General features: G+C 50.9%; 21 protein-coding genes. 13 read left to right on the forward strand and 8 right to left on the reverse strand.

Features of this window, described 5'->3' with window-relative positions; all coding sequences use genetic code 11:
• Positions 1-18: 18 nt before the first annotated feature.
• The 12 genes from ilvN to coaD all read left to right on the forward strand — a co-directional run bounded on the left by ilvN (position 19) and on the right by coaD (position 11,576).
• Positions 19-504: an acetolactate synthase small subunit gene (ilvN, locus tag PHT49_01655; protein ID MDD5450586.1), complete on the forward strand. Its 486-nt coding sequence runs from the start codon at positions 19-21 to the stop codon at positions 502-504.
• Between the two features lie 124 nt (positions 505-628).
• A complete protein-coding gene (gene ilvC / locus PHT49_01660) occupies positions 629-1,630 on the forward strand; it encodes a ketol-acid reductoisomerase (protein ID MDD5450587.1) in 1,002 nt (333 codons plus the stop codon).
• A 31-nt stretch (positions 1,631-1,661) separates the two neighbouring features.
• A complete protein-coding gene (locus PHT49_01665; protein MDD5450588.1) occupies positions 1,662-2,285 on the forward strand; it encodes a phosphatidylserine decarboxylase family protein in 624 nt (207 codons plus the stop codon).
• A complete protein-coding gene (gene pssA / locus PHT49_01670; GenBank protein MDD5450589.1) occupies positions 2,282-3,055 on the forward strand; it encodes a CDP-diacylglycerol--serine O-phosphatidyltransferase in 774 nt (257 codons plus the stop codon). The genes PHT49_01665 and pssA overlap by 4 nt, the downstream gene beginning before the upstream one ends.
• A gap of 21 nt (positions 3,056-3,076) precedes the next feature.
• Positions 3,077-4,609, forward strand: coding sequence for a 2-isopropylmalate synthase (locus PHT49_01675; protein MDD5450590.1), 1,533 nt, complete (start codon positions 3,077-3,079; stop codon positions 4,607-4,609).
• A 323-nt stretch (positions 4,610-4,932) separates the two neighbouring features.
• Entirely contained in the window at positions 4,933-6,210 is a 1,278-nt protein-coding gene (gene leuC / locus PHT49_01680; GenBank protein ID MDD5450591.1) for a 3-isopropylmalate dehydratase large subunit, read from the forward strand.
• Between the two features lie 134 nt (positions 6,211-6,344).
• Positions 6,345-6,842, forward strand: coding sequence for a 3-isopropylmalate dehydratase small subunit (locus PHT49_01685; GenBank protein ID MDD5450592.1), 498 nt, complete (start codon positions 6,345-6,347; stop codon positions 6,840-6,842).
• A gap of 87 nt (positions 6,843-6,929) precedes the next feature.
• On the forward strand, positions 6,930-7,997 hold the full coding sequence (locus PHT49_01690; protein MDD5450593.1) for a 3-isopropylmalate dehydrogenase: 1,068 nt from the start codon (positions 6,930-6,932) through the stop codon (positions 7,995-7,997).
• Positions 7,998-8,315: 318 nt separating this feature from the next.
• Entirely contained in the window at positions 8,316-9,341 is a 1,026-nt protein-coding gene (locus tag PHT49_01695; GenBank protein ID MDD5450594.1) for an aspartate-semialdehyde dehydrogenase, read from the forward strand.
• A gap of 69 nt (positions 9,342-9,410) precedes the next feature.
• Positions 9,411-10,496 (forward strand): class II fructose-bisphosphate aldolase, encoded by a 1,086-nt coding sequence (locus PHT49_01700; GenBank protein ID MDD5450595.1) that lies wholly within the window; start codon positions 9,411-9,413, stop codon positions 10,494-10,496.
• Between the two features lie 8 nt (positions 10,497-10,504).
• Positions 10,505-11,077: a 16S rRNA (guanine(966)-N(2))-methyltransferase RsmD gene (gene rsmD, locus PHT49_01705; protein ID MDD5450596.1), complete on the forward strand. Its 573-nt coding sequence runs from the start codon at positions 10,505-10,507 to the stop codon at positions 11,075-11,077.
• Positions 11,070-11,576 (forward strand): pantetheine-phosphate adenylyltransferase, encoded by a 507-nt coding sequence (gene coaD / locus PHT49_01710; GenBank protein ID MDD5450597.1) that lies wholly within the window; start codon positions 11,070-11,072, stop codon positions 11,574-11,576. Before rsmD ends, coaD begins: the two co-directional genes overlap by 8 nt.
• Before the next feature lie 133 nt (positions 11,577-11,709).
• On the opposite strand, the gene PHT49_01715 is transcribed toward coaD, so the two are convergent.
• The 6 genes from PHT49_01715 to PHT49_01740 all read right to left on the reverse strand — a co-directional run bounded on the left by PHT49_01715 (position 11,710) and on the right by PHT49_01740 (position 21,724).
• Positions 11,710-13,236, reverse strand: coding sequence for an Rne/Rng family ribonuclease (locus tag PHT49_01715; GenBank protein ID MDD5450598.1), 1,527 nt, complete (start codon positions 13,234-13,236; stop codon positions 11,710-11,712).
• Positions 13,215-15,731, reverse strand: coding sequence for a TIGR03960 family B12-binding radical SAM protein (locus PHT49_01720; protein MDD5450599.1), 2,517 nt, complete (start codon positions 15,729-15,731; stop codon positions 13,215-13,217). The genes PHT49_01715 and PHT49_01720 overlap by 22 nt, the downstream gene beginning before the upstream one ends.
• Positions 15,732-16,062: 331 nt before the next feature.
• Positions 16,063-17,208 carry a cytochrome c3 family protein gene (locus PHT49_01725; protein ID MDD5450600.1) on the reverse strand — a complete coding sequence of 382 codons (1,146 nt, stop codon included), beginning with the start codon at positions 17,206-17,208 and terminating at the stop codon, positions 16,063-16,065.
• Positions 17,209-17,290: 82 nt separating this feature from the next.
• Entirely contained in the window at positions 17,291-18,469 is a 1,179-nt protein-coding gene (locus tag PHT49_01730) for a cytochrome c3 family protein (protein MDD5450601.1), read from the reverse strand.
• Positions 18,470-18,648: 179 nt separating this feature from the next.
• Positions 18,649-19,854, reverse strand: coding sequence for an NHL repeat-containing protein (locus PHT49_01735; GenBank protein ID MDD5450602.1), 1,206 nt, complete (start codon positions 19,852-19,854; stop codon positions 18,649-18,651).
• Positions 19,855-19,966: 112 nt separating this feature from the next.
• Entirely contained in the window at positions 19,967-21,724 is a 1,758-nt protein-coding gene (locus PHT49_01740; protein MDD5450603.1) for a carbon starvation CstA family protein, read from the reverse strand.
• A 424-nt stretch (positions 21,725-22,148) separates the two neighbouring features.
• On the opposite strand from PHT49_01740, the gene PHT49_01745 reads away from it, so the two are divergent.
• Entirely contained in the window at positions 22,149-22,595 is a 447-nt protein-coding gene (locus PHT49_01745) for a hypothetical protein (protein ID MDD5450604.1), read from the forward strand.
• A 393-nt stretch (positions 22,596-22,988) separates the two neighbouring features.
• Here the strand turns inward: PHT49_01745 and PHT49_01750 are convergent, their stop codons facing one another.
• Both PHT49_01750 and PHT49_01755 read right to left on the reverse strand, forming a co-directional pair.
• Complete coding sequence (locus tag PHT49_01750) at positions 22,989-23,348, reverse strand: ferredoxin (protein MDD5450605.1); 360 nt, start codon at positions 23,346-23,348, stop codon at positions 22,989-22,991.
• Between the two features lie 180 nt (positions 23,349-23,528).
• Complete coding sequence (locus PHT49_01755; protein MDD5450606.1) at positions 23,529-25,001, reverse strand: hypothetical protein; 1,473 nt, start codon at positions 24,999-25,001, stop codon at positions 23,529-23,531.
• Positions 25,002-25,146: the final 145 nt, after the last annotated feature.

Consider the following 25,146-nt stretch of genomic DNA (forward strand, 5'->3'; position numbering starts at 1 on the left):
AAAAACGGGAGATTGCTCATGAAACATACATTTTCAGTTCTGGTTGAAAATAAGCCCGGCGTTCTTTCGCGAGTGGCAGGGCTCTTTAGCGGCCGGGGTTTTAACATCGAGAGCCTTTGCGTGGCTGAAACCCTGGACCCGGAGTTATCACTTATGACTTTAGTGACCCGGGGTGACGAACAAATTATTGAGCAGATCAACAAGCAGTTGAATAAACTGATCAATGTGCTCAAGGTAGTGGACATAAGTGAAGGGGATTTTGTAGAACGGGAGATGGTTCTGGTTAAGGTTAAGGCAGAAGGGAATACTCGCGCCGAGGTTCTGCGCATGGCGGATATCTTTCGGGGCAAGATTGTGGATGTCAGCCCGAGGGAATATACTATTGAACTCACCGGTGATGAAAACAAGATAAAGGCGGTGCTGGAATTGTTAAGACCGCTGGGGATAAAAGAGGTGGCCCGTACCGGAACCATTGCCATGCCACGCAGCAAAAAGACGCCGTAGTTATACTGAACGTCATTAGTCATCGGTCATTGGTTAACTGTGGAAGATTGCTTTCTTTTACCAGTGACAAATGACAATTGACTAATGACCAGTGACATTGCCTATAGATAAGGGAGGAAGTTGGATGCGGATTTATTATGACAAAGATGCGGACCTGAAAAAACTTAAAAACAAAAAAATAGCCGTCATCGGCTATGGCAGCCAGGGGCACGCCCAGGCCCAGAACCTGCGCGATAGCGGGCTTAACGTTATAGTGGGGCAAAGGCCGGGTTCGGCTAATTATGATCTGGCGGTAAGCCATGGATTTAAACCGGTTAGCGCTTCCGAAGCCAGTAAAGAGGCGGATGTTATTCAGATACTAACCCAGGACCACATCCAGGCCATACTTTACGAAAAGGATGTCCTGCCCCACCTTAAAAAGGGAAAAACCCTGGTTTTTTCTCATGGGTTTAATATCCACTACGGGCAGATTACGCCTTCCAAGGATATCGATGTGGTTATGGTTGCGCCTAAGGGCCCGGGACATCTCGTCCGCTCGGAGTATGAAAAAGGGGCTGGTGTTCCTGCTCTGGTGGCTATTCAACAGGACGTCAGTGGTAAGGCGATGGAAAGAGCCCTGGCTTACGCCAGAGGTATCGGCGCCACGCGGGCCGGAGTTATCGAGACCACCTTTAAAGAAGAGACAGAGACCGATCTTTTTGGGGAGCAGGTCGTCCTCTGTGGCGGAGTAACAGAACTCGTAAAAGCCGGATTTGAGACCCTGGTCGAGGCCGGCTATCAGCCGGAGATTGCCTATTTTGAGTGTCTGCACGAGTTGAAATTAATCGTTGACCTCTTTTATAAGGGAGGTATCCGCTACATGCGCTATTCGGTCAGTGACACTGCCGAATACGGCGACCTGACCCGCGGTAAAAGAATCGTTACTACTGAGACGCGGAGGGAAATGAAACGCATCCTTGAGGAGATTCAGGGCGGCGCCTTTGCCCGGGACTGGATATTGGAGAACAAGGCCAACCGGCCGGTATTCAATGCCTTACGGCGCAGGGAGGCAGAACACCCGATAGAAGAAGTCGGTGAACGTCTGCGGGCCATGATGAGCTGGCTGCAGGAAAAGAAGAAGAAATAGGCATTAGCTGATGTTGCAGCCCGGAATACCTGTGGCCAAAGAAGGTTATCCGTTCATTTTTATCGCCGCCTTTACGGCGCTGCTGGCAGCGCTATTAAATTGGGTTATCGTCTCGGTATTTTTTGGGGCGGCAGGCATCTTTATCCTGTATTTTTTCCGGGATCCGGAGCGGGTGGTCCCGGACGATCCGCGCGCCGTGGTTTCTCCGGCAGACGGCAAGGTCATACTGATTGAAAAGGTGACCGATGAACGGTTTTTACATGGGCAAGTTTTGAAGATCAGTATTTTTATGAATATCTTCAACGTCCATGTCAATCGCATACCGTATGACGGAGTGGTGAAGGAGATACGATATCAGGCCGGGCAATTTCTGGCCGCTGATCAGGCTCGGGCCAGTTTTGAGAATGAAAATAACGCTGTTTTTCTTGATGTAGAGGATGACCGGCGCATGGTCGTCGTTCAGGTGGCCGGTGTGCTGGCCCGGCGCATTGTCTGCTGGGCGGAAAATGGCGATAAGGTAAGGAAAGGGATGCGGTTTGGCATGATCCGTTTTGGGTCGCGCCTCGATGTTTATTTACCTTTAAGCGCCCAGATAGAAGTGGATATAGACCAGCGCGTTGTGGCCGGTCAGACTGTTTTGGGGTATTTGACATGATTAGGAGAAGGAAAAAGAAGAGGGATAAGAGGAGACGGGGCATCTATATCCTGCCCAATCTTTTTACGACGGCCAGCCTGTTTAGCGGATTTTATAGCATTATTTCCGCTATCGGAGGCCATTATTACACGGCCGCTGTGGCCATCCTTATCTCCTGTGTCTTTGACATGCTGGACGGCAGAATTGCCCGTTTGACCAGGACAACCAGCCGGTTTGGGCTGGAATACGATTCCCTTTCGGATCTTGTGGCCTTTGGCGTAGCCCCGGCCATTCTGGCATTTCTCTGGGCGTTACAGCCTTATCGGCGCCTGGGCTGGCTGGCGGCCTTTCTTTATGTGGCAACGTGCGCATTGAGGCTGGCCCGGTTTAACACCCAGGTTAACAACATTGACAGCCGTTATTTTAACGGCCTTCCCTGTCCGAGCGCTGCCGGCCTGGTAGCTACGAGTGTTTTACTGCATCACGAATTATCAGGCAGTACGGGAACGTTTCAGCATCCGGGTGTGCTCATAATGATATATATCCTTTCTTATCTTATGGTCAGCACTGTACCCTATCATAGTCTTAAAAGTTCACAGATCTTTCAGAAAAAACCTTTTCATGTCCTGGTAGCGGCCATCCTGCTCATAATGGTTATAGCTATGGAGCCCCATATCACCCTGTTTATATTGACGGCGCTCTATGTTGCTTCCGGGCCCGTTCTTTTTGTAGCCCTTTACCGCCGCCGGAAAGCGGAAAAACTCCTGGTTGAACAAGGCCAGTCCCACTAAACTAAAAAGAATCGCCAAACTATGAAAGATAAGATTTTTATTTTTGATACGACCTTGCGGGATGGCGAGCAATCGCCCGGCGCCAGCATGAACATCAGCGAAAAGGTGCGCGTAGCGCATCAACTGGAAAAATTAAATGTGGATATCATAGAGGCGGGATTTCCTGTGGCTTCCAGGGGTGATTTTGAAGCCGTAAAGGCCGTGGCCAAAGAGATAAAAAACATCCAGGTGGCGGCCCTGGCCCGGTCCAACACCAAGGACATCGACCGGGCTGCAGAGGCCCTTAAAGCAGCCAAGCACCCATGCATCCACATATTTCTCGCCACTTCGGATATCCATCTTAAGTATAAGCTGAAAAAGAGCCGGGAAGAAGTGTTAAAAATGGCGGCGGAGGCTGTAAGGTACGCCCGGCGTTATGCGGACAGCGTGGAGTTTTCAGCCGAAGATGCCTCACGCAGTGACCTGGACTTTGTCTGTAAGGTTTTTGCCTCGGTGATAAAGGCAGGGGCCACGGTTCTCAATTTCCCGGACACCGTCGGATACGCCGTGCCGGATGAATTCGGGCAAAAGATTAAATATGTCATGGAGCGCACCCCGGGCATAGAGAAGGCCCGGTTAAGCGTGCATTGCCATAATGACCTCGGCCTGGCGGTAGCCAATTCCCTGGCCGCCATAGCCCATGGGGCGCGTCAGGTAGAGGTGACCATAAACGGCATAGGCGAGCGGGCCGGCAATGCCGCTTTGGAAGAAGTGGTTATGGCTATCCGGACGCGGGCGGATGCCCTGAAAGTGCAAACGGATATAGTTACCGAGCACATCTGTGCTTCCAGCCGGCTGGTTACCATGATTACCGGCATACCCGTTCAGCCCAACAAGGCCATAGTGGGGGCGAATGCCTTTGCACATGAGGCCGGGATACATCAGGACGGTGTGCTAAAGGAACGGACCACCTACGAGATTATGAATCCCTGTGCCATCGGCCTGGCCAAGAGCAGCCTGGTGATGGGAAAACACTCCGGCCGGCATGCCTTTAAGCAGAGACTGAAAGAGCTTGGGTATAAGCTGGGAGAGGCCGATATAGACCGGGCCTTCGAGAGATTCAAGGACCTGGCAGATAAGAAGAAAACGGTCTTCGATGACGATATCGAGGCCCTGATTACGGATGAGATCTTTCGAGGTAAGGATAAGTACCAATTGGTCTATCTGGGAGTAGTTACCGGGACTGAGGCTGTTCCTACGGCTACAGTTCAGATTGACATTGACGGGGAGCTTCAGCAGGAGGCCGAGTTCGGGGTCGGCCCGATTGATGCGACTTTTAATGCTATTACCAAGATAACCAAGGTAAAGGCAAAGCTGCTCCGTTTCTCGGTGAACTCCATCACCGGGGGCACGGATGCCCAGGGAGAGGTTACCGTGCGGCTGGAGGAAGATGGTCAGGTGGTTATCGGCCAGGGGGCGGATGCGGACATTATTATAGCCAGCGCCAAGGCCTATTTGAACGCCTTAAACAGACTGGAATATCTCAAGAGAAATCCGGTCAAGTCGCTTTATTAAGACTGCCAACAAGGCACCAAGACACAAAAGAATAATCGTAGCAATTTAGCGTTTTGAAAATGCATGATAAAAAGTGCAAAGAAACATATCAAATCTGGAACTCAGGGACTCAGGGAAGTGCAAACCCAAATAAAGAGGGTCTATCTTTTCCTGATTTTCTGAGTTCCAGATTAATAGCCTTTTCTGAATGTAGGACTATTTCAAACACCTAAAGTGTTACGAATAATCTTAGTCTTAGTGGCTGAATAGTTACAAATTCCGGCTACAAAGGGCAGGTCATAACTTGATCTGTCCTTTTTATTAAAGGAAGGCGGTACAGGGATATGGGCATGACTATTACAGAGAAGATACTGGCTCAGGGGGCGAGACTGGCTGAGGTCAAACCGGGCCAGCTCATTGAGGTCCAAATCGATATGGCCCTGGGTAATGACATTACGGCTCCTCTGGCTATTGATATAGTGCGATCAGCCGGGGTTAAATCCGTATTTGACCGGGAGAAGGTAGCCCTGGTTCCCGATCACTTTGTGCCGAACAAGGATATAAAGGCCGCCACTCAGGTCAAAATCCTGCGTGATTTTGCCAAAGAGTTCGGCATTGTGAATTACTTTGAGCTGGGCGAGATGGGGGTTGAACACGCCCTTTTGCCGGAAAAAGGGATGGTGCTGCCCGGGGACATCGTGATCGGTGCGGACAGCCATACCTGCACCTATGGCGCACTGGGCGCCTTTGCCACGGGCGTGGGAAGCACCGATCTGGCGGCTGCGATGATTACCGGCAAGGTCTGGCTCAAGGTCCCGGAGTCCATGAAATTCATTTATCATGGTAAACGTCCGCCTTTTGTCTGTGGCAAGGACCTTATCTTATATGCCATTGGGCAGATCGGCGTGGATGGCGCCCTTTACCGTGCTATGGAATTTACCGGGGAAGCCATAGACGAGCTGCCCATGGCCGACCGTTTTACTATGGCGAATATGGCCATTGAGGCGGGCGGTAAAAACGGGATCATAGCGCCGGATAAGGCCACAGAGGCATACGTGCGTGGCCGCAGCCGGAGAAAGCACCGGTTTTATGCCAGTGATAAAGATGCTACGTATGTCGAGACTATTGAGTACGACGTCTCAAGGATTGAGCCACAGGTAGCCTTCCCGCATCTGCCGTCAAATACCAGGGGCATTTCCCATGTGGGAGATGTGCCCATCGATCAGGCGGTAATCGGTTCTTGCACCAATGGCCGTCTGGAGGATCTGGAGATTGCAGCCCATGTTCTTCGAGGGCGGAAGGTTGCCCCGCATGTACGCCTGATCGTTATTCCGGCTACGCCCTGGATTTACCGGCAGGCCATGCATCAAGGGCTTTTCGATATCTTCCTGGAGGCGGGCGGCATCATAAGTCCGCCTACCTGCGGTCCTTGCTTAGGCGGGCACATGGGCATTCTGGCTAAAGGCGAACGGGCCATAGCCACAACTAACCGGAATTTCGTCGGCCGTATGGGCCATCCGGAGAGCGAGGTCTATCTGGCCAATCCGGCGGTAACCGCGGCATCGGCTGTTTTGGGCCGCATAGGCGGGCCGGGAGAACTCGGGGTAATACCAAAAGATTAACCACAGAGCACACAGAGAGATAAAAAAGAGATAGGATTCAAAATACAGAAGGAATTAAAAAGATTGGATCCTCCGGTATCGAGTCTTCTGACTCCTGAATTCTGTCTCCTACATTCTGTGGCTGAGGAGAAAAGATGAAACTAACAGGCAAGGTCTGGAAATTCGGCGATAATATTGACACCGATGTGATTATACCGGCCAGGCATCTGACTACGTTTGACCCCAGAGAATTGGCCAGGCATTGTATGGAAGACAAAGATCCATCATTTGCACAGAAAGTAAAGCCTGGGGATATTATAGTGGCTGGCAGAAACTTTGGCTGCGGGTCTTCGCGGGAGCACGCCCCCATTGCCCTTAAAGGTTGCGGCCTGAGCTGTGTGGTAGCCAGGAGCTTTGCCCGCATCTTTTTCCGGAACGCATTCAATATGGGGCTTCTAATTTTTGAATGTCCGGAAGTGGCTGACGCCGTAGAGGAAGGCGATACCATGGAGATAGATGTGGCTTCGGGTAAAATCTTTATCGCGGGGAAGGGGCTTTCATTTGCGGCCCAGCCGGTTCCTCCCTTTATGCAGGAATTGCTGAGAGATGGCGGCCTCATTCCGCATATTATGAAGAAGGTGAAAAGGGCTTAATTTTTCACCGCAGAGCACGACGAGAACGCAGAGAAAAGTTTTTAAAGTATCTTCTGCGGCTAAATCAAAAGGAGATAGACAGATATTATGGGAACCAGAAACTATAACATTGCAATTATTCCGGGGGATGGCACTGGTCCTGAGGTTATTGCCCAGGGGATCAAAGTCCTTAAGGCGGCTGGAGACTTATATGGCATAACGTTCCATTTTACGGAGTTTGATTTCGGTGGAGAGCGTTACCTGCGTACCGGCGAGACCCTACCGGATACGGCTATTGAGGAGTTAAAAGGCTTTCAGGCCATTTACCTGGGCGCTATCGGGCACCCGGGGGTCAAGCCCGGCATCCTGGAAAAGGGTATCTTACTTAAACTCCGTTTTGCCCTTGATCAGTACATAAATCTCCGGCCGGTTATCCTCTATCCGGGGGTGGATACGCCCCTTAAAGATAAAAGACCGGAGGATATTGATTTTCTGGTGGTGCGCGAAAACACGGAAGGGCTTTATGCCGGCGCCGGCGGGGTGCTGAGAAAAGGGACACCGGATGAGGTGGCCGTACAGGAGTCCATAAATACCAGGAAGGGCGTAGAACGCTGCATACGCTTTGCCTTTGACTCTTGCCGGCGTCGCAACAAGCGCCGCAAATTGACCCTGTGCGGTAAGACAAACGTGCTTACTTTTGCCTTCGATCTATGGGAGCGAACCTTCCATGAGGTAGCTAAAGAATATCCGGATATTCAAACGGATTATGCCCATGTAGATGCTATCTGTATGTGGATGGTCAAGAACCCGGAATGGTTTGATGTCATCGTAACTGATAATATGTTTGGGGATATAATTACTGATCTGGGGGCCATGATCCAGGGCGGCATGGGCATTGCCGCAGGCGGGAACATAAATCCCGGCGGTGTATCCATGTTTGAGCCTATCGGCGGCTCAGCGCCCAAATACACCGGGAAGAATGTCATTAATCCATTGGCGGCTATAGCGGCCGGGCAGATGATGGTGGATAATCTGGGCGAAGAGAAGGCGGCGCGGGCTATAGAAATCGGCATTAAGGAGATCGTGACAAGGCTGAAGAGCCTGGCTGCCGGCAAGATGGGTTATACTACTACCGAAGTAGGCGATCTGGTTGTGTCGGTCTTGCCGAAGCCATAAGTGCGTTCAGCCCTCAGCCGTCAGCGATCCGCAAGATAAAAAACAATAATTATCACAACAAGTTAGCGTTTTGAAAATGGATGATAAAAAGTGCAAAGAAACATATCAAATCTGGAAATCAGGAACTCAGGGAAGTACAAACCCAAATAAAGAGGGTTTATCTTTTCCTGATTTTCTGAGTTCCAGATTAATAGCCTTTTCTGAATGTAGGACTGTTTCAAACACCTAAAGTGTTACTAATTAACTATGGAGACTTTTTTGTTTTTACTGAAAGCTGATAGCTGATCGCTTAGAATTATTGCAAAAGGAGTGAAGACCATGGGCAAAAAGGCTAAATACAACGTAGCGGTGGCCGGGGCCACCGGGGCGGTTGGTCAGTGCATGATTAAGGTGCTGGAGGAGAGAAAATTCCCGGTGGATGAAGTCCGTCTCCTGGCCTCGGAACGATCTGTAGGTAAGGAGTTGACCTTTCAGGGACATAAGGTGCCGGTGGCCCGGTTAACCAGAGATTCCTTTAAAGGGATAGATATTGCCCTCTTTTCCGCAGGGGCGGCACGGAGTTTAGAATTTGCCCCGGCGGCTGCGGCATCCGGGGCGGTAGTAGTGGATAACTCAAGCGCCTTTCGTATGGACCCGGATGTTCCCTTGGTGGTACCGGAAGTCAATCCCGCTGATGTTGGTCTGTACACGAAAAAAGGCATTATTGCCAATCCAAATTGTTCGACCATCCAGATGGTGGTGGCCCTTAAGCCAATCCATGATGTAGCCGGGATTAAACGTATCGTAGTGTCAACCTACCAGGCGGTATCCGGGACCGGGCAGAAGGCTATTGCGGAGCTGGAAGAACAGGTGCGCGCTTATGTAGCCGGAAAGGAAATGCCCCGGTCGGTATATCCGCATCAGATCGCCTTTAACTGTCTTCCGCATATCGACTCTTTCCTGCCCAATGGCTATACCAAAGAAGAAATGAAGATGGTCAACGAGACCAGAAAGATCATAGGTGATGATTCCATCCGGGTGACGGCCACCACAGTCCGCGTGCCTGTCTTTTGGGGACATTCAGAGTCTGTAAATATCGAGACGGAAAAAAATATCACGGCGGACGACCTCAAAGAGCTTCTGAAAAAAACTCCTGGTGTAGTAGTGGTTGACGATCCTGCCCAAAATCTGTATCCTTTAGCTATATATGCTGCCGGGCGTGATGAGACCTTTGTAGGCCGGATTCGCGAGGACGAGTCGATTGCCAATGGAATTAATATGTGGGTTGTCGCTGATAACATCCGTAAGGGGGCAGCTACAAATGCAGTGCAGATAGCGGAGATATTGATTGAAAAATATTTGTAGGAGGGACTGATCTTAAGTCACCGGATAAGTTTTAGTTAGTACCCCTAGAGCGCCAAAGGAGGCATGGTTATGGCACTTCCAGTTACGGACAAAGTTTTGGCCCAAAGGCCATCTTATGTGATCGGGAGACTTGGCAAGGGAAGCAAAGTATGCCTGTTAAATTCTAAGGACATCTTAAGGGTACTTAACGATAAAAAGGCTATTGTTATGGCCTGTAACACGCGCATCAAACATGTCATCCCCGGGATTATGCGGGCGGCCGAAGAGTTGGACGCTGTGGTGGCTTTTGAGCTGGCCAAGAGCGAGGGCCATATAGATGGCGGCTATACCGGTCAGGACCCTGAGACCTATTTTGCTACGATTACCGGCTATGCAGAAGAAAGAAATTTTACCCGGCCTTTTTTCATTCATGGCGACCATATCACCGTCAAAAATACCTCGGATAAAGAGATCGAATCGGCTCGCCGGCTCATTGCAGCAGAACTGGCCGCCGGATACACCTCATTTGCTGTAGATGCCTCTTTTAATGAATTGCCGGATAACATCCGTATTACTGCCGAACTGGCCCGGCCCATTATTGACCAGGGTATCGGTCTTGAGGTGGAGGTGGGGGAGATAAAGTCTGCCGGCCAGGAGGCCATGTTGACCACGATGGAAGAGGCCGTAGCCTTTATTTCCGGCCTTAAGGCCAATGGTGTGCGCCCGGATATGCTGGCTATTAACAATGGCTCCAAGCATGGTAATTATCTGGAAGGAGAGAAGATATTTATCGATCTGGAGCGCACCGGTCAGATCTACGAGGCCGTTAAAGGGGATGGGGTAGTAATTGCTCAGCATGGGATTACCGGCACCCCACTGCATCTGGTGGGCCGCTTTGCCGATTATGGTATTCGCAAGGGCAACGTGGGCACCCAGTGGCAGAATGTTGCCCATAACGGACTGCCAGCCGGTCTAATGGAGGAAATGAGGGCCTGGGCCAGAGAGAATAACAAAGATATAAAGATGGCCACCAAGCCATTTAAACAGAAGATAGATAATATACCGTCCGAAAATAAGAAGATGATCGAAGATATGGCTTACGAAGAGGCCAGGGAACTGATAAAGGCATTCAGGGCGGTAGGCACGGCCTCCATGGTCATAGAAGGGCTTTCATAGAGGCATAATTGCGTATTATTGCCGGTACGGCTAAAGGACGGAACTTGGCGCCGATAAAAGGAAAAGGGATCCGGCCTACCAGCGACAAGATTCGGCAGGCTATTTTTAATATCCTGAACCTGGACTGGGATGGAGCCCGGGTGCTGGACCTCTTTGCCGGTACGGGCGCCCTGGGGATTGAAGCCTTAAGCCGCGGGGCGTCAGAGGCAGTTTTTATTGACCACCATCCCTATGCCATTGAGACCATCAAAAAGAATCTCTTGCTTTGCGGTTTTTCCGAAAAAGGACGAGTCTTCCAGAAAAATCCGCTACATGGCCTGGGATTTCTGGAAAAGCCCGGACTCCTTTTTGACGTAATATTTATGGACCCTCCTTACGGCCAGGGCATGGCCCGGAAGACGCTGGAGTTGCTGGCCCGGGATAATTTAATGAAACCGGATGGAGTAGTGGTGGTGGAATGCGATAAGGCAGAGGTTTTATCTTCCCCTGCCGGTTTTCAGATACAGGGTGAAAAGAGAGCTTATGGCCGAACCACGGTCTATTTTTTTGAGAAAGAAGGACGGGAGGAAGCAGGTGGGTAAGCATAGAATCGTGGGAGAGGTCGTTGCCATCTATCCCGGGACGTTTGATCCTATAACTAACGGTCACATCGATGTAGTCAACCGGGCGCTCAATATGTTTGACCGGGTTATTATTGCCGTAGCCGTAAACCCGACTAAAAAGCCCCTCTTTACAATTGAAGAACGTGTGGAGATAATCCGGGAGACTATTAATGAAAATCCACGGATAGAGATCGATACCTTTACCGGTCTCCTCGTAGATTATGTAGCCAACTGTCAGGCCAATGTTATTGTGCGCGGGCTGCGGGCTGTCTCGGATTTCGATTATGAATTTCAGATGGCCCTGATGAATCGCCGGCTCAACCGTAATATTGAAACTGTCTTTCTCATGACCGGGTTCCGCTGGATTTTTATCAGCTCTACCATGATCAGGGAAGTAGCAAGCTTGGGGGGATCAGTAGAAGGGTTGGTCCCGGATGTGGCTTGCCGCCGATTGAAAGAAAAATTTAAGATATCCTAATTGATCAATTCGTAAAAAAGCCTTCTCACCGCTGAGCACGCAGAGTCCGCAGAGAAAAAGTGTAAACTATTCAATATGTTATCTCAGCGTTCTCCGCGACCTCTGCGGTAAAATTTTACTTTTTACGAAGCCGTCAATTATAGGATATCTTGTATTGCTCCAGATGCAGGTCTGAGTGGGACTGAATAGTAATTTGTTTCTTTATTTTCCGCTCAAGAAGTTCGATCTGTCTCGCCTCTTCGTTTAGAAACATCTCACTTATATCCGGATGAACGGAGATAGTGACACCCGGGGCTATTACATCGGCAGATTCTCTTTCAATCTTTCTGAATATCTCATAACAGATAGTTCGTCTTGATTTTAGGAATCCCTCGCCGTCACAGTAGAAGCAAGGTTCGCAAAGAAGCCGTCCCAGACTTTCCCGTGTCCTTTTGCGGGTCATTTCAATCAATCCTAACTCGGACATTTTCAATATAGTGGTCTTGCTTTTGTCTTTGCGGAGGGCTTCACGCAGGGCATTAAAGACCTCTTCACGATGCTTTTCCCTTTTCATATCAATAAAATCGATGATGATTAAGCCTCCTATATTACGCAGTCGCAGCTGATAGGCAACCTCTTTTACTGCCTCCAGATTGGTTTTGAGGATGGTTTCTTCCAGGTTTCTTTTTCCCACAAAACGTCCGGTGTTAATGTCGATAGCCGTCAGGGCCTCCGTCATTTCGATTACTATATAACCGCCGGATTTCAGCCAGACCTTTTTTTCCAGTGCCCGGGCCATTTCTACTTCAATACCATAGGCATCGAAGATGGGCGTGATGTTTGTATAAAGCTCTATAGAGGGTTTCAGATGGGAAGCGAATGTTTCCATGAAAGTAAGCACTCTCTGGTGCTCTTCCGGTGAATCAATAATCAAGCGATCTACTTCCTTTGCGAAGAGATCACGTGCGGCCCTCAGCGTAATATCCAGATCTTCGTATATGAGCGAGGGAACCGGTGCGGAAGCGGTCTTTTTCTGAAGATTACCCCACATTCTAATTAGAAAATCCATCTCGACCTGCAGTTTGGCGACATCCACACCCTCGCTGGCTGTTCGGGCTATAAAACCGACGCCGGCCGGATTAACGGCCTCAATGATGTCTTTGAGGCGTTTTCGCTCCTCCTCGTCTTCGATACGACGGGATACGCCGACATGCTCGGTCATGGGCATGAGCACTAAATTACGGCCGGCCAGGGTAACATAGGAAGTCAGCCGGGCCCCCTTGGTCCCTAAAGGCTCTTTGGATGCCTGGACTATTATATCTTGACCTTCGTGTAAAAGGTCTTCGATGTTCAACGAGGCCGGCGGGTGATATTCTGTATCTTTTTCCGGCAATTCTCCCGCTGTCTCACTCTCTGTATCTCGAGAAAGCATCATCATCTCATACTCGGTTACTTGATTATAGATATCAGCTGCATGGATAAAGGCTGTCCGCTCCAGCCCTATATCCACAAAGGCAGCCTGCATCCCCGGCAAGACCCGGGTAACCCGGCCTTTATATATGTTACCGATAATACTTTTTTCCAGGCTGCGTTCCACATAGAACTCGACAACTAGGCCGCCTTCCAACAGGGCAACGCGGGTCTCATAAGGTGAGGCATTTATAATGAGTTCTGCAGGCATAAAGAATTTCCTTCCGCTACGGGATTATCCGGCAATTTCAGTATATGAAGATTCTTTAGTTCTTCTTCGGAAAGATTGAAGATAGACCCCACTATTTCTGCCGGCTTAGCCCCGAATTTTTGATGGGTCGCCAGGGATAGGGCGATAGTCCGGGCATCGATATACTGCAGGGTCTTCACCAGCGGTTTTATATCCACCCGCCGTCTGCTATCCTTTCTTTTCTGTTCTATCGGGAAGCTTTCCGCTGAGAGGAAGCGCTGTATCGGACCGGTCGTAAAAACGGCATTATCTGACCGTATCCGGTAATAGCTTGTTTCGGCAGTGGCAATTGTAAGCGCTTTTCCCGCGCCGTAGATAATAAGACCCTCCGGCATCTCTTTTTGCAGACGGGAAGCCAGATCATCCGGTCTAATCGGTCCCCCCGTCGTTACGTCTGCGTATTCAGCCACACTCTCCGTCCCAACCGGCAGGGCAGAGCTAAAAGACATCTTCGGCATAGGATGAAATCCCTTAGAATGGGCCAGATTAATGCCGGCCCTCTTCAGCGCCCGGCTGAAAATGCGCGTTATTTCCAGATGGCTAAGGAACCGCGCCTGTTCCAGTTTGCCGTAGTAAATCCTTATGCGCGTTGTCTCTGTGGATTCCAGGCGTTTTGACGGGGTGAAACTATCCTGAAACGGCTCTGCAAGCCGGAGAACTCTCCCTTTCCCGTCGCAGACTCCGCAAAGGACGCACCCATCCTTCCGGCAATCCGCTGTTGTTTCACCATGGACAGCCTTCTCTTTTTCTTTTATCAGGAATTCCTTATCTACGAGAGAGTCTATATGTTCCCAGGGCAATATTTCGTTAGTGTCCCGTTTTCTTATATAAGATTCCAGTTCCAGGCCGGTTTCGGCTACGGCCTGTTGCCAGAGAGAAAACCGGAATTGATCTCCCCAGCCATCGAGCCGGCAACCAAGCCGGTATGCGCGTTCTATAAGGGCTGCCAACCAGCGGTCACCCCTGGAGAAGACGCCCTCCAGCAAACCTTGCCGCGGGTCATGCCATTTGACCTGAATCCTCCGGTTTTGCAGGGCGTTTTTGATATAATCCAGCCGCTGCCAGCTCTCTTCGATACTTATCTGCGGCTCCCATTGGAACGGGGTATGTGCCTTGGGGACAAAGGTAGAGATGCCCACGTTGACCTGGCAGCGCCTGCCGGTATGGCGACCGCAGGCCAACACCCGTTTGGCTAGGTCAGCTATGCCATCCAGGTCTTCATAAGTCTCGGTTGGTAGCCCGATCATGAAATAGAGTTTCAAAAGGTTCCACCCGGCCTCAAACGCCTCCTTAGCCGTGGCCAGAAGGTCTTCTTCCGAGATATCCTTATTAATGACGGCCCTAAGCCTAGCGGTGCCGGACTCCGGGGCAAGTGTAAAGCCTGTTTTACGAACCCGCTTTATCTCGGCCATGATCTCAGGGGTCAGGGTTCCCACGCGCAGGGAGGGAAGAGATATAGCCACCTGTTCACTGGAATAGCGATTCATAAGGGCCTTTATAAGCGCCTCTAGATTTACATAATCTCCCGTGCTGAGCGAGAGAAGGGAAAGCTCCTCATGGCCGGTGGCAGCCAGGGTCTCTTCGGCGATCCGGAGAATAGTCTTAGGATGCCTTTCGCGGACAGGGCGGTAGGTAATGCCCGCCTGGCAGAAACGGCAGCCGCGCGCACAGCCGCGTGATATCTCCAGGCTGATACGGTCATGGACCGGTTTTGTATGCGGGATCACGGGTCTCACAGGATACCGGGCCTGGTCGAGATCGCTCACTATCCGGCGTGACACTTTTGCACAGCCCGCCCTGAGTGATTCGATAGCACAGATATTTCCTTCCGGGCCATAGGACATCTTGAAATAAGACGGTATATAGACGCCTTCAATCCGGGCCAATAATTCTAAAAGCTTATCTTTGCCATCTGCGCCTTCTTTCCAGCGGGAATAGGCATCGGCTATTTCAATTACGGCCTCCTCACCATCACCGATCAGGATGGCATCAAAGAAATCGGCCACCGGTTCTGGATTTACCGCGCATGACCCGCCAGCGATGACCAGTGGATAATTTTCATCTCTTTCCCGGGCATAGAAGGGGATGCCGGCTGTGTCTAATACGGTAAGCACATTCGTATAACAAAGCTCATAGGGCAGCGTGAACCCTAAGATGTCGAATTCCCGGAGCGGCCTTTGTGATTCAAGAGAAAGTAACGGATAATCCTCGCGGCGGAGCAATTCCTCCAGATCAAGGTCCGGGGCAAAGGCCCGTTCGGCCAGGAAGTCCGCATGGTTGTTTACGATGTGATAAAGGATGGATAATCCCAGGTGGGACATGCCTATTTCATACAGATCCGGAAAGATAAGGGCCAGGCGCACCTTGGCCTTCTGCCAGTCTTTGCGGACGGCATTTATCTCAGTGCCCAGGTAACGGCCGGGTTTTCTCACCTGTGTCAGGAAGGGGTAGGACAAATCGTGATTCCTTTTTAATAGCTATCAGCCAGCAGCTTAAGGCTGATAACTGATAGCATATATTAAATTTTTTATTTAGCTCTGCGTCTGCGGTGAACGTTGTGATAAGGTATCAGAAAACGGCCATCTTAGCAACAAAATGCGCTGAGGGTTGGTGGTGGGGTTAAGGGAGATTTGAAAGAACCGGAGGGAACGCTTGAATAGACGTAGGGTGGGCTTGCCCACCATCTTTGGCGGCGTAGCGTAGTTGTGGTGGGCAAAGCCCACCCTACTTTGTGCTTCAATAGTTCTCCTTTTCAGAGCTGAAAGCTGATAGCTGACCGCTGATTGCTTAGTTTTTTGAGGTATGACAGACATTACAGCCGCTCAGGGCCGTAGAAAGGGTGGTGCTCTTATAGTCCCAGCGGATCATCTTGTAATTCGGCGATCCATGGGCACGGTGGCAGGAAAGGCATATAACCATGCTTGTGCTGTCAACGGTCGAAGTCGATGTCGATGGCGTGGATAAAGCTATTGGAGCGGTAGTTGAGTAAGCATTTGTTCCACTGTTATAGCTGGCGTATTCTGAACCGGCATAGCCACCGCTTACCCCACTAAATGCAAAATCCGTAGGGTGTCTGAACCACGGCGAAGAAGAACCAACCTGTGTGGAACCTCCGAGATTGGCGTGCCCGTGAAAGTTGCCGTGGCAACTGCCGCATAAGTAACTGATGCCGTCCGTCGTGGTTCCGGGTGTGGCCCCGCCTTTGTATCCATTGTGATGGGTGGAATCGGCCGTCTGTTCCCATTTATAACCAGTAGCATTTAACTCTACACCTGTTATGCCCCTTAGAAACCGGTAGCTTTTACCCACAGTTGAAGCATCTATGGTGCTGTCATCGGTATGATGGCCCCCCTTCATAGCCTCTACGACGGTGGCAGCCGTTGCACCTTGGGTGCGATCGCCATGACAGCCATACACACCGGCGCAGTTAAGTTGGGTGGCCCATGAGGCCGGCCCGGTTCCGTAGCCACTGGGCGTGCCGGCGCCGGCCGTGAAACCCGGCGGGGCATCCATCGGCGAGCCTTCCTGAGTCTTAATTCCATACACATTGTGACCATATTTATCGCCCGTATTCACCAGCCAGTAAAAATTACCACCCGCCAGGGGGGAGGTAGGAGTCGTACTATTTAAGACTATGGGGATATTGCTTGAACCTACGCTTACAATGGTATTGGCCGTACTGGAAAAATGACAACCAACGCAGTCATAGGACAGCAGACACGGATTGGGTGTGGTATCCCCTGTCAACCCGCCGCTCCCGGAAGAATATTCCTGGGCCATGGCCGCGCCGCCCTGGCTGTTGTGCATGGTATGACAGTTGTAACAGACGCCGGTGACCTTGGCGTGGGATAAATTTGGGATTACTACGATCAATGTCGCAATATATATAATGATTATTCGTAGTATTTTTACATCATGCCGCTTGAGTTCCATGGAACGGACCGTCTCTTGAATATTTATTTTAAAATTTCCCAAACCCTATATATGGCAACAATCTTGCCATGGTATTCCCTCTTTAGATAGGTTTGAACCAGCTTGTGTCGTGTTGATGGCACACATAGCACGGATTGGAGCCCTTGTGGCCGCTGTCGATGGTATGACAGCGCTGGCAGACCGTGAACCAGCCGGCTCGATCATTCCAGGTATCAAAGGTCACGACGCTTGAGCCGTTTATTTCCTTACGGATGAGCATGCGGTTGGGGCTGCCATGGGTCTCGTGGCAATCAGTACAGGAAAGGACATAATTCTTATCTGCCGTGTAGGGAGCCTTTCTTTTCGTGGCGTCCATACTGGCATCGGCCTGCCCGTGCGGGGATGTAGTCCAGTTCGGACTCCTGATGTACGGCTGTGCACCGACGGTTGCGAACTGGGATTTCTGCGAGCTTGTCATCTGACCGGTGCTGTAAGAGGCATTGTGGCAGTCCGTACAAAACGTCACATAATCCGGCATATTGGATCCGTCCAAGGTAGCCGTACCTTCAGGCTCATAGGTCGTTGCGGAACCTGAAGAGTAAGGGGCCTGATAGACGTAGTTGCTCATCCGTTCGTTCGTGGCGGCGCCGTACACATTCCAGTCACCGTCATGCGTAGTGGGCCGGGAGAGCGGAGACGTGCCTGCGCTCCCCGACGGGTAGCTATGCCTCTGCGCCTTGTGCGGATTGTGGCACCCGGAGCACGGATTCACCTTTGCGTTTGTGGCGCCGAATCCCCACTTGCTCTTCAAAAACGTTCTCACTGCCGTCATCTGGTGCGAAGATCCCGTGGTGGAGCCGCAGTTTGATTGGGGCACGCCGCCTTCTGTGATAAAGCTGAACGCCTGTGCGATGCTGCTTGGACAGATAAGACTGGTGTCCCCTCCGAATTTGTAACTGAAGGTGTATTGGTTGGGCATGCCTACCTGGCTGGAACTGCCGGCGTGGCAGCTGAGACAGAGCCCGGTATCCTGATCAGTATACAGGGTGGTGAAGACCAGCCATTTGTCGGGCCCACCCGTGGGGGCCGGTTCCACACCCTCGATACTGGCATGCATCTCGTGGCAGTGGGCGCAGTGCCCCTTGGTATAGACGGAGGACGTGCTGCTTCGGTTTACACCATAAGAGGTATTCCCGTGGGCTGAATCAAGATAAGTCCCGGCATATACCGGAGTTGTGGTCAAGAAGATACATATTGCAAGTGTGATTAAGGTATCTTTCATCTGATTAGATAGAGCCCCTCAGAGTTTGAACCTTACCATATATTTTATCGGCAGATTGTGCCTATAACATTAGTTTTAAAAATGTTTTTCCCAAATCCATTTGAACCGGTCATTGCTTTTTGCCTTGAGCCTTCCGGCTTTCAGCTTTGAGCTTTGAACTATGAGCTATCACCCATCTCTTACTTGCCTGTTTCCCCTTCCGTGCCGGTTTCGATGCGTTCACTCTTTTTAGGCTCTGTCTCGCTTATCGGCACCGGCGGTATGGATGTTACGCCCTTACCTTCTACGGCTCCGGCCGGCTCCGGCGCCTTAATCTGTTCTCCGGAAGCCTCTACCCCTTCCGGCCCTACCGGTTCCGCTTCCTCCGCTGCTTTTTCCGGTAAAACCTGTGCTATAATCTGTAACACCTGCACACGGTTATTAAACAAATCGGCTATAAAAACCCGACCGGTTTCATCCACCGTGATGTCCTTGGGATATTGCAGCCATCCCTCTCCCCATCCCAGGCCGCCAAATTCAAATATAAAACCGCCCTTGCGGTCATAAGCCGTCACCACATGGCGCATGTAATCGACGATAAAAAAAATCCCGGTCCGTTTGTCCAGCCCGATGCCCTGTGGCCGGCTCATCTTGCCGGTGCTGCCGCCCTTCTGGCCGAATTTAAAGAGGAAATTACGTTCGGCGTCATAGACATAGACATGGCTGGTCTCTTCACTTAACAGATACAAACGATCGTCCGGGCCGATCAGGACATCATTGACCGCCACCCTCTTCCTCTGGCCTTCCCCCTCTTCCTCCTGAAAAAAAGTCCCCTGAAAATTACCGAAACTATCCAGGATGACTACTGCCGGGCTGTAAGTGCCGATAACAAATATTTCCCCGCGGCTATTTTCAGCCAGCCGATACGGGATAAATTCTTCCGCCCCTATAAACCCGTTAAAATATATGTCCCGCATCCATTTAAGACAAGGGTCAAAGAGCGAGATACGGCCGCGCCGGTTAATTGGCCCCGTCCCCTGCGCTACCCATAGATAGCCGCGGGCGTCTATCATCACCCCCTGCGGGCTCTCAATGCCATAGTTCTTATCTAATGTAAATAAAGGGAAAAAACCGGCATTGTAGATCAAAATGCGGCCCCGGCCTTCAATAATATAAACCTCGCGCTTAACAGGGTCCACATAGACATAAGAGGGATAGGAAATAAATTTCCCCTCTTCGTCCTGTGTAATCTGGCCTACATAGACTATCTTGTCCTTTGGAAAAGGTCCGGCCTGGGCGTAACTAAGAGAGGAAGCAAAATGAGGGATAAAAAAGAGAAAATTTAGACACAAGGACACAAAGACACAAAGAAAAAGATAATTCTCGCTTTTTTTGGAGGCATTCATTCCCTTGTGTCCTGTTCCCCTGTAGCAGACGTAGGGTGGGCTTTGCCCACCATCATTGGCGGCGTAGCGTGGGTTTGGTGGGCGGAGCCCACCCTACGTCGCTGAAAGCTTACTAATATTCTTTTTGAGGTACCCTGTCAAGTTTCGTCCGCATAGCCACAAATACCACGCCTATGGCCAGCGCTATAAGACAAAGATCGGCAAGGGCCAGCACATAGTTTCCCGTGACCAGGTAACCGTCCTTCTTAAGTAAAAGATAAAAAAGCGAAAATATGGTGGTAATCATCATGAATGAGGCCGGGATCAGGGTGATAAGGCCGATTTTTTTACCCTGGCGCATAAACCAGATACTGACCGCTATAAGCGTCAGCCCGGCCAGGAGCTGGTTGGCCGTGCCAAAAACCGGCCACAGGATAAAAAACGCCTGTTTATAGGCCAGGGCATACATTATGACCACGGACAGTCCGGCATTAAAGAGATACGACCTTAAAAGCCGGGGGACTCGCTTAAATATAACCCCCCATAACTCCTCGAAAAGATAGCGGTTCAACCGCACCGCCGTGTCCAGGGTAGTGGCCAGGAATCCCTCTACCAGCAGGATGCCGAAGATAGTCCCCAGATAAACCGGCATGTTTAGAGAACCATGCATGAGCCGGCCGGTGGCCAGGGCAAAGGCCAGCACGGGGTTGCTGCGCGCGCCGGGGTCATCCGGGAAGACGATGCGTAAATAATCACTATGGGTCAGGCTGCTGGCTACCACCACCAGGACAATGACCGCCAGAAGTCCCTCCAGCAGCATAGCGCCATAGCCTATCTTTTTAGCGTCACTCTCAGAGGCGCACTGTTTGGAAGTGGTGCCGCCGCACACCAGGGCATGGAACCCGGATATGGCCCCGCAGGCCACGGTGATGAAAAGAACCGGCCACATCAAACCAAGTTTTGCTGCGCCCATTTCCACGTTTATTAACGGCGCACCGACGGCCAGGCCTGAAAAACCTCCAATGGCGATAGCCACGGTAAGAAGCACAATCCCGGCATAAAGGATGAAAGAGTTAATATAGTCCCGTGGCTGAAGCACGACCCAGACCGGGATTCCGGCGGCCAACAGGGCATACAAGGAAAGGATGAGCATCCAGTGGTCAGGCGAAAAGCTCAAGGGATATTTAAGGCCTGCCAGCACGGAAAAAAGGCATACGGAAGAGGCCAATACGGCAGCCAGGCCTGTCTTAATCTTCTTCTTATAAAGCAGATACCCGATTGCAGGGGCCATAAAGGTAATAACGATAACTGAGGTAGAGGCAATACCCCCGATAGCCCCTTGCACCGTCCCTGTTCCTGCATTCGTCACCGTGCGCAGAATGGTCTGGTCTTTGTCCAACCCGATAACATCAAGGTCAACCACCGAGGTCAATGCCGTGGCCGTGAGCCTGAGAAAGGCGCCGGTCACCAGGAAGACCATAGTAAGGGTAAAAAGAATAAACAGCACAAAACCGGTCTTACCCATGGATATGCGGGCCACTTCCGCCATAGATCGCCCCTTTTCGCGCATACTGACAAAGAGGGCCGTATAATCATGCACGGCGCCGAAGAAAACTGTACCGGCCACGATCCACACCCAGGCCGGGGCAAAACCATAAACTAAAGCCACCACCGGGCCGATAACAGGGCCGGCCCCGGCTATGGAGGCGAAATGATGGGAGAATACAACGGAAGGTTTTGTAGGCACATAGTCTATGCCGTTATAATAAGCAACTGCCGGCGCCTCATTTTCGTCGCTGGCGCCAAGAATGCGTTCAATGCGTCCGGCATAGAACCTGTAAGCCAGAAAAAATGCGACAAGACTGACTAGAAGATAAAATAAGACGTTCACCCGTGCCTTGCCCCCCTTTAAAACAGGTTATCCTGTTTCAAAAATGCGTACAAGATAGCCCTAACTTCCCTTTTTGCCAATATAAAATTGATTTTTTCCTTCCACCGCAGAGACGCAAAGAACGCAGAGAAAAAATCATATTTTCAGGTTTTTTCTCATTTCAAGACGGTTTTAAAAACCAGCTATGTAGGGTGGGTTCCGCCCACCAGAACTACGCTACGCCGCAATAACGGTGGGCAAAGCCCACCCTACGTCTGGAAATCAAGAAATCAGGGATAGAACGTATTTTTTTCATGAGTTCCTGAGTTCCAAATCTAAGAATCTGTAGCATTTCAGGCTCTTGAAAGCTAGCAGATATTTCAGTCCGCCGGCATCCTTACCGATAATAAACGATATGTATGCCCCAGGAGTTGGCCACAGGAACATGCTAAGGTTATTGGCACATGTAGGTATAATCCTCCTCCTGGCACTGGCCGGTTTTAATTGCAGCCCTTCAGACGAGAGGGCCAATCCCATTGCCGGGCCATCAGCGAAGGCCAATGAAAATAATCCCCCCTTGCCCCCCTTTAGTAAAGGGGGGGATATGTCAAGTCCCCCTTTGGAAAATGGGGAAAGCCAAAGTCCCCCGTTGGGGAAAGAGGGGGTTCCATCAACTCCCCCTTTGGAAAAGGGGGATACAGGGGGATTTTCAAATGAAATATCCAAACGTGACGGAAAACAATCCAAGGCCGACAGCAAACTCCGCATACGTCTGAAGCGCGATGCGAAGGGAAAGTATTCCTGGGAGATAACTGGTGATGATGTAAGGCAAATAATAGATGTGGACCGGCGATTGAGGAAAAAAATCGGGACCGGCGTGGGTGAGGATTAACCACAGAGCACACAGAGAACACAGAGAAAATAAGGATATCAATAAATTAAGAGTTTCTTGCAAAAGCCTCCATTCTGTCATTCCCGCAGCGATTTTGAGCGGTAATCTGGTTCTAACTGCTTTAAAAACCATAGCCCCGATAGAGGCATTCGGGGATGACAAGCAGTTTTGCAAGCGCCTCTCTTGTGTCATTTTAGTTGGTTGAGAGAGTATTCTTAAATCCCTCCCAACCTCCCTTTTCAAAGGGAGGAGAGACACTTCCCCCTTTGGAAAAGGGGGATTGAGGGGGATTTTAGCGTTCAGCCGTCAGCAAAAGATAGGACAAACAACATCTTAAGCTGATAGCTGACTGCTGAACGCTCCATCCAGAAAACCGGAATTTTCGGATGGAAACTAACCCCCCTCCTTCTCTAAGAAATGCACCGGGCAGGAAGACCTGAACTGGCAGTAATCCAGAGGATGGGGACAGGCCGGCGGCTTTGTCTTGATGGGTTCCCGGTATTTCTGACAAAAATATTCGTCATCCTTTGATTCATCCCAGTCAATGCAGCGGCCCGGGCAGGCAACAATGGCCTCGTTGATCTTGTCTTCCGGATACGTCTCTAAATCCAGTATCTGGGCATACCCGAGATCCTCATCGACCCTGAAGACCTCCGGACATATCTCCTCACATGCGCCGCAGGCCTTACATTCCTTCGGGTCTATGTAAAGACGTTTCGACATGGTGGTAACAAAAATTTTACCGCAGAGCATCGTAGATCCGCCGCAGGAGGGCGCGGAGAACGCAGAGAAAAAATAAAAATCTGGAAATCAAAAAATCAGGAATAAAAAACTTCTTCATGAGTTCCTGAGTTCCAAATTTTATTCTTCTTTTTGCGTCCTTCGCGCTCTCTGCGGTAAAAATTCCTATTCTGTCTTCTGTCTCCTGTCTTCCTAGAAGCTCAGCGTCAGGCTGTGGTCGATCTGATAGACGTCATCCGTGTTGTAATTGTTAGCGCTCGTACCCTTGAAGAAGTCGCCCGTCCACAGGTAGCCGAAGTGCAGCTCATAGGCCAGATTGCTCATGAGCTGGTACTTCAGGCCCAGGTCAAACTCGGTGCCGAACTCATCGTCCTGGTAGAGGCTGCTGTTGACCTTGTCCGCATAAGCTACGGCCAGGGCGCCGTGTACGGCCAACTGGGGATTGACCTCGTAGTCGGCATAGAGCCAATAGACCTGTGAACCGGTTGCGGTATCGTTTGCGCCGCCATCAGTTCCCGGGAGGCCAAACTGTTCCCCAGTGGTATTGGAATAACCGGCCTTTCGCGTCGTATCCATGAGCGAAGAATTCAGGATGTTGCCGTATGGCCCATAGACGATATAGAGCGGCTGGAAGTCCAGGCCGGAGGCCGGACCCACGTCATAGTCGCTGTCACTGTCATTGTCATCGCCGGAGGTGAAGGCCGTGGCCACACCGACCGTGAGCGCTTCCTTTTTCATGCCGAGGTTGACATAGTAACCCCAGCCGCCCCGGTCGATGTCCTGCGTGGCGCCATAGTAATCTGTATAATCGCCGTCATTGAGCATGATCTCGCCTTCGAAGAAATAGGTGTTGGTCGGGTCATTGGCCGTCAGGCCTAAGACGTAGTCATATTGATCGGCTTTCCAGGTAGTACCGGTAGCAGAGCCGCTCCGGTCACGCACATAGTTGATGCCCGCGCCGATGGAGTAACAAGGCTGGGCATAGCTGAGGACCAGCGAATAGCGGTCGATGTCCTCATCGGCAGCGTTATTGCCGGAGGTAGCGCTGCTTTCCTGCCGTTTCTCCATGAAGGCGTTCAGGCCGAAGCCGTTCCACAGCGGCGAGGTATATTCGACGCGGTCCAGGCACATCTCGGTGTTGGCCCAGCCCGTAAAGTAGATGTAGTTACCGGCCATGCGGCCCACCATAAGGGTTCCCTTAGGTGTGGCCCATTCGATGTAAGCGGCATCCCAACTGATGTTGGTGGCGTCGGCGCCAAAGGGGTCCACTCCCACCTGTCCGGCACAGGAGCAGGCGCCGCTGGTCTTGTCACTTCCCCACATCTGGTTGTTAAAGACGCCGATGGCGGCATGGAGTTTCAGGTTGTCGGTTATCGTGAATACCGGCTCCAGACACAGGAAATGATCCCACCAGGCCTCCGGGCTGCCGTATGTGCCGGGAAAATCGCCTGGATCAGTGTAATCAGCATCCGCCGGCGAAGAATTATCAACAGCGGCTGGTACGGATGACCCATCCCACGGCGTAACCATACCCTGATTAGCATTGCTCTGATAGAACCCCCGCACCTGGTAGTAACCGCTGATGCTTACCTCCACGGCCATAGCCGGCAGCGCCATAACGGCCACGAACAGGGCAGCAGCTATAATTATTAGACCTTTCTTCATATCTTTCCCTTCTCCTTTATCCGTTTGTTTTTTTGCCACAGAGTACACAGAGAACGCAGAGAAAAAATAATTTTTTAAAAATTTCCCTGTGGCTCTGTACTTTGCTTCTGACTTCTGTATTCTGTCTTCTGACTACTGTATTCTT

It is taken from the genome of Desulfovibrionales bacterium, assembly GCA_028715605.1.
GTDB lineage: Bacteria > Desulfobacterota > QYQD01 > QYQD01 > QYQD01 > QYQD01.

Coding starts and splice junctions, on each gene's coding strand:
- PHT49_01730 (MDD5450601.1), bottom strand. CDS start 18,469: ATGAAAGATACCTTAATCACACTTGCAATATGTATCTTCTTGACCACA.
- PHT49_01685 (MDD5450592.1), top strand. CDS start 6,345: ATGAAACTAACAGGCAAGGTCTGGAAATTCGGCGATAATATTGACACC.
- PHT49_01735 (MDD5450602.1), bottom strand. CDS start 19,854: ATGAATGCCTCCAAAAAAAGCGAGAATTATCTTTTTCTTTGTGTCTTT.
- PHT49_01715 (MDD5450598.1), bottom strand. CDS start 13,236: ATGCCTGCAGAACTCATTATAAATGCCTCACCTTATGAGACCCGCGTT.
- leuC (MDD5450591.1), top strand. CDS start 4,933: ATGGGCATGACTATTACAGAGAAGATACTGGCTCAGGGGGCGAGACTG.
- PHT49_01690 (MDD5450593.1), top strand. CDS start 6,930: ATGGGAACCAGAAACTATAACATTGCAATTATTCCGGGGGATGGCACT.
- ilvC (MDD5450587.1), top strand. CDS start 629: ATGCGGATTTATTATGACAAAGATGCGGACCTGAAAAAACTTAAAAAC.
- PHT49_01700 (MDD5450595.1), top strand. CDS start 9,411: ATGGCACTTCCAGTTACGGACAAAGTTTTGGCCCAAAGGCCATCTTAT.
- PHT49_01745 (MDD5450604.1), top strand. CDS start 22,149: ATGCTAAGGTTATTGGCACATGTAGGTATAATCCTCCTCCTGGCACTG.
- PHT49_01750 (MDD5450605.1), bottom strand. CDS start 23,348: ATGCTCTGCGGTAAAATTTTTGTTACCACCATGTCGAAACGTCTTTAC.
- PHT49_01675 (MDD5450590.1), top strand. CDS start 3,077: ATGAAAGATAAGATTTTTATTTTTGATACGACCTTGCGGGATGGCGAG.
- ilvN (MDD5450586.1), top strand. CDS start 19: ATGAAACATACATTTTCAGTTCTGGTTGAAAATAAGCCCGGCGTTCTT.
- pssA (MDD5450589.1), top strand. CDS start 2,282: ATGATTAGGAGAAGGAAAAAGAAGAGGGATAAGAGGAGACGGGGCATC.
- PHT49_01695 (MDD5450594.1), top strand. CDS start 8,316: ATGGGCAAAAAGGCTAAATACAACGTAGCGGTGGCCGGGGCCACCGGG.
- PHT49_01755 (MDD5450606.1), bottom strand. CDS start 25,001: ATGAAGAAAGGTCTAATAATTATAGCTGCTGCCCTGTTCGTGGCCGTT.
- PHT49_01725 (MDD5450600.1), bottom strand. CDS start 17,208: ATGGAACTCAAGCGGCATGATGTAAAAATACTACGAATAATCATTATA.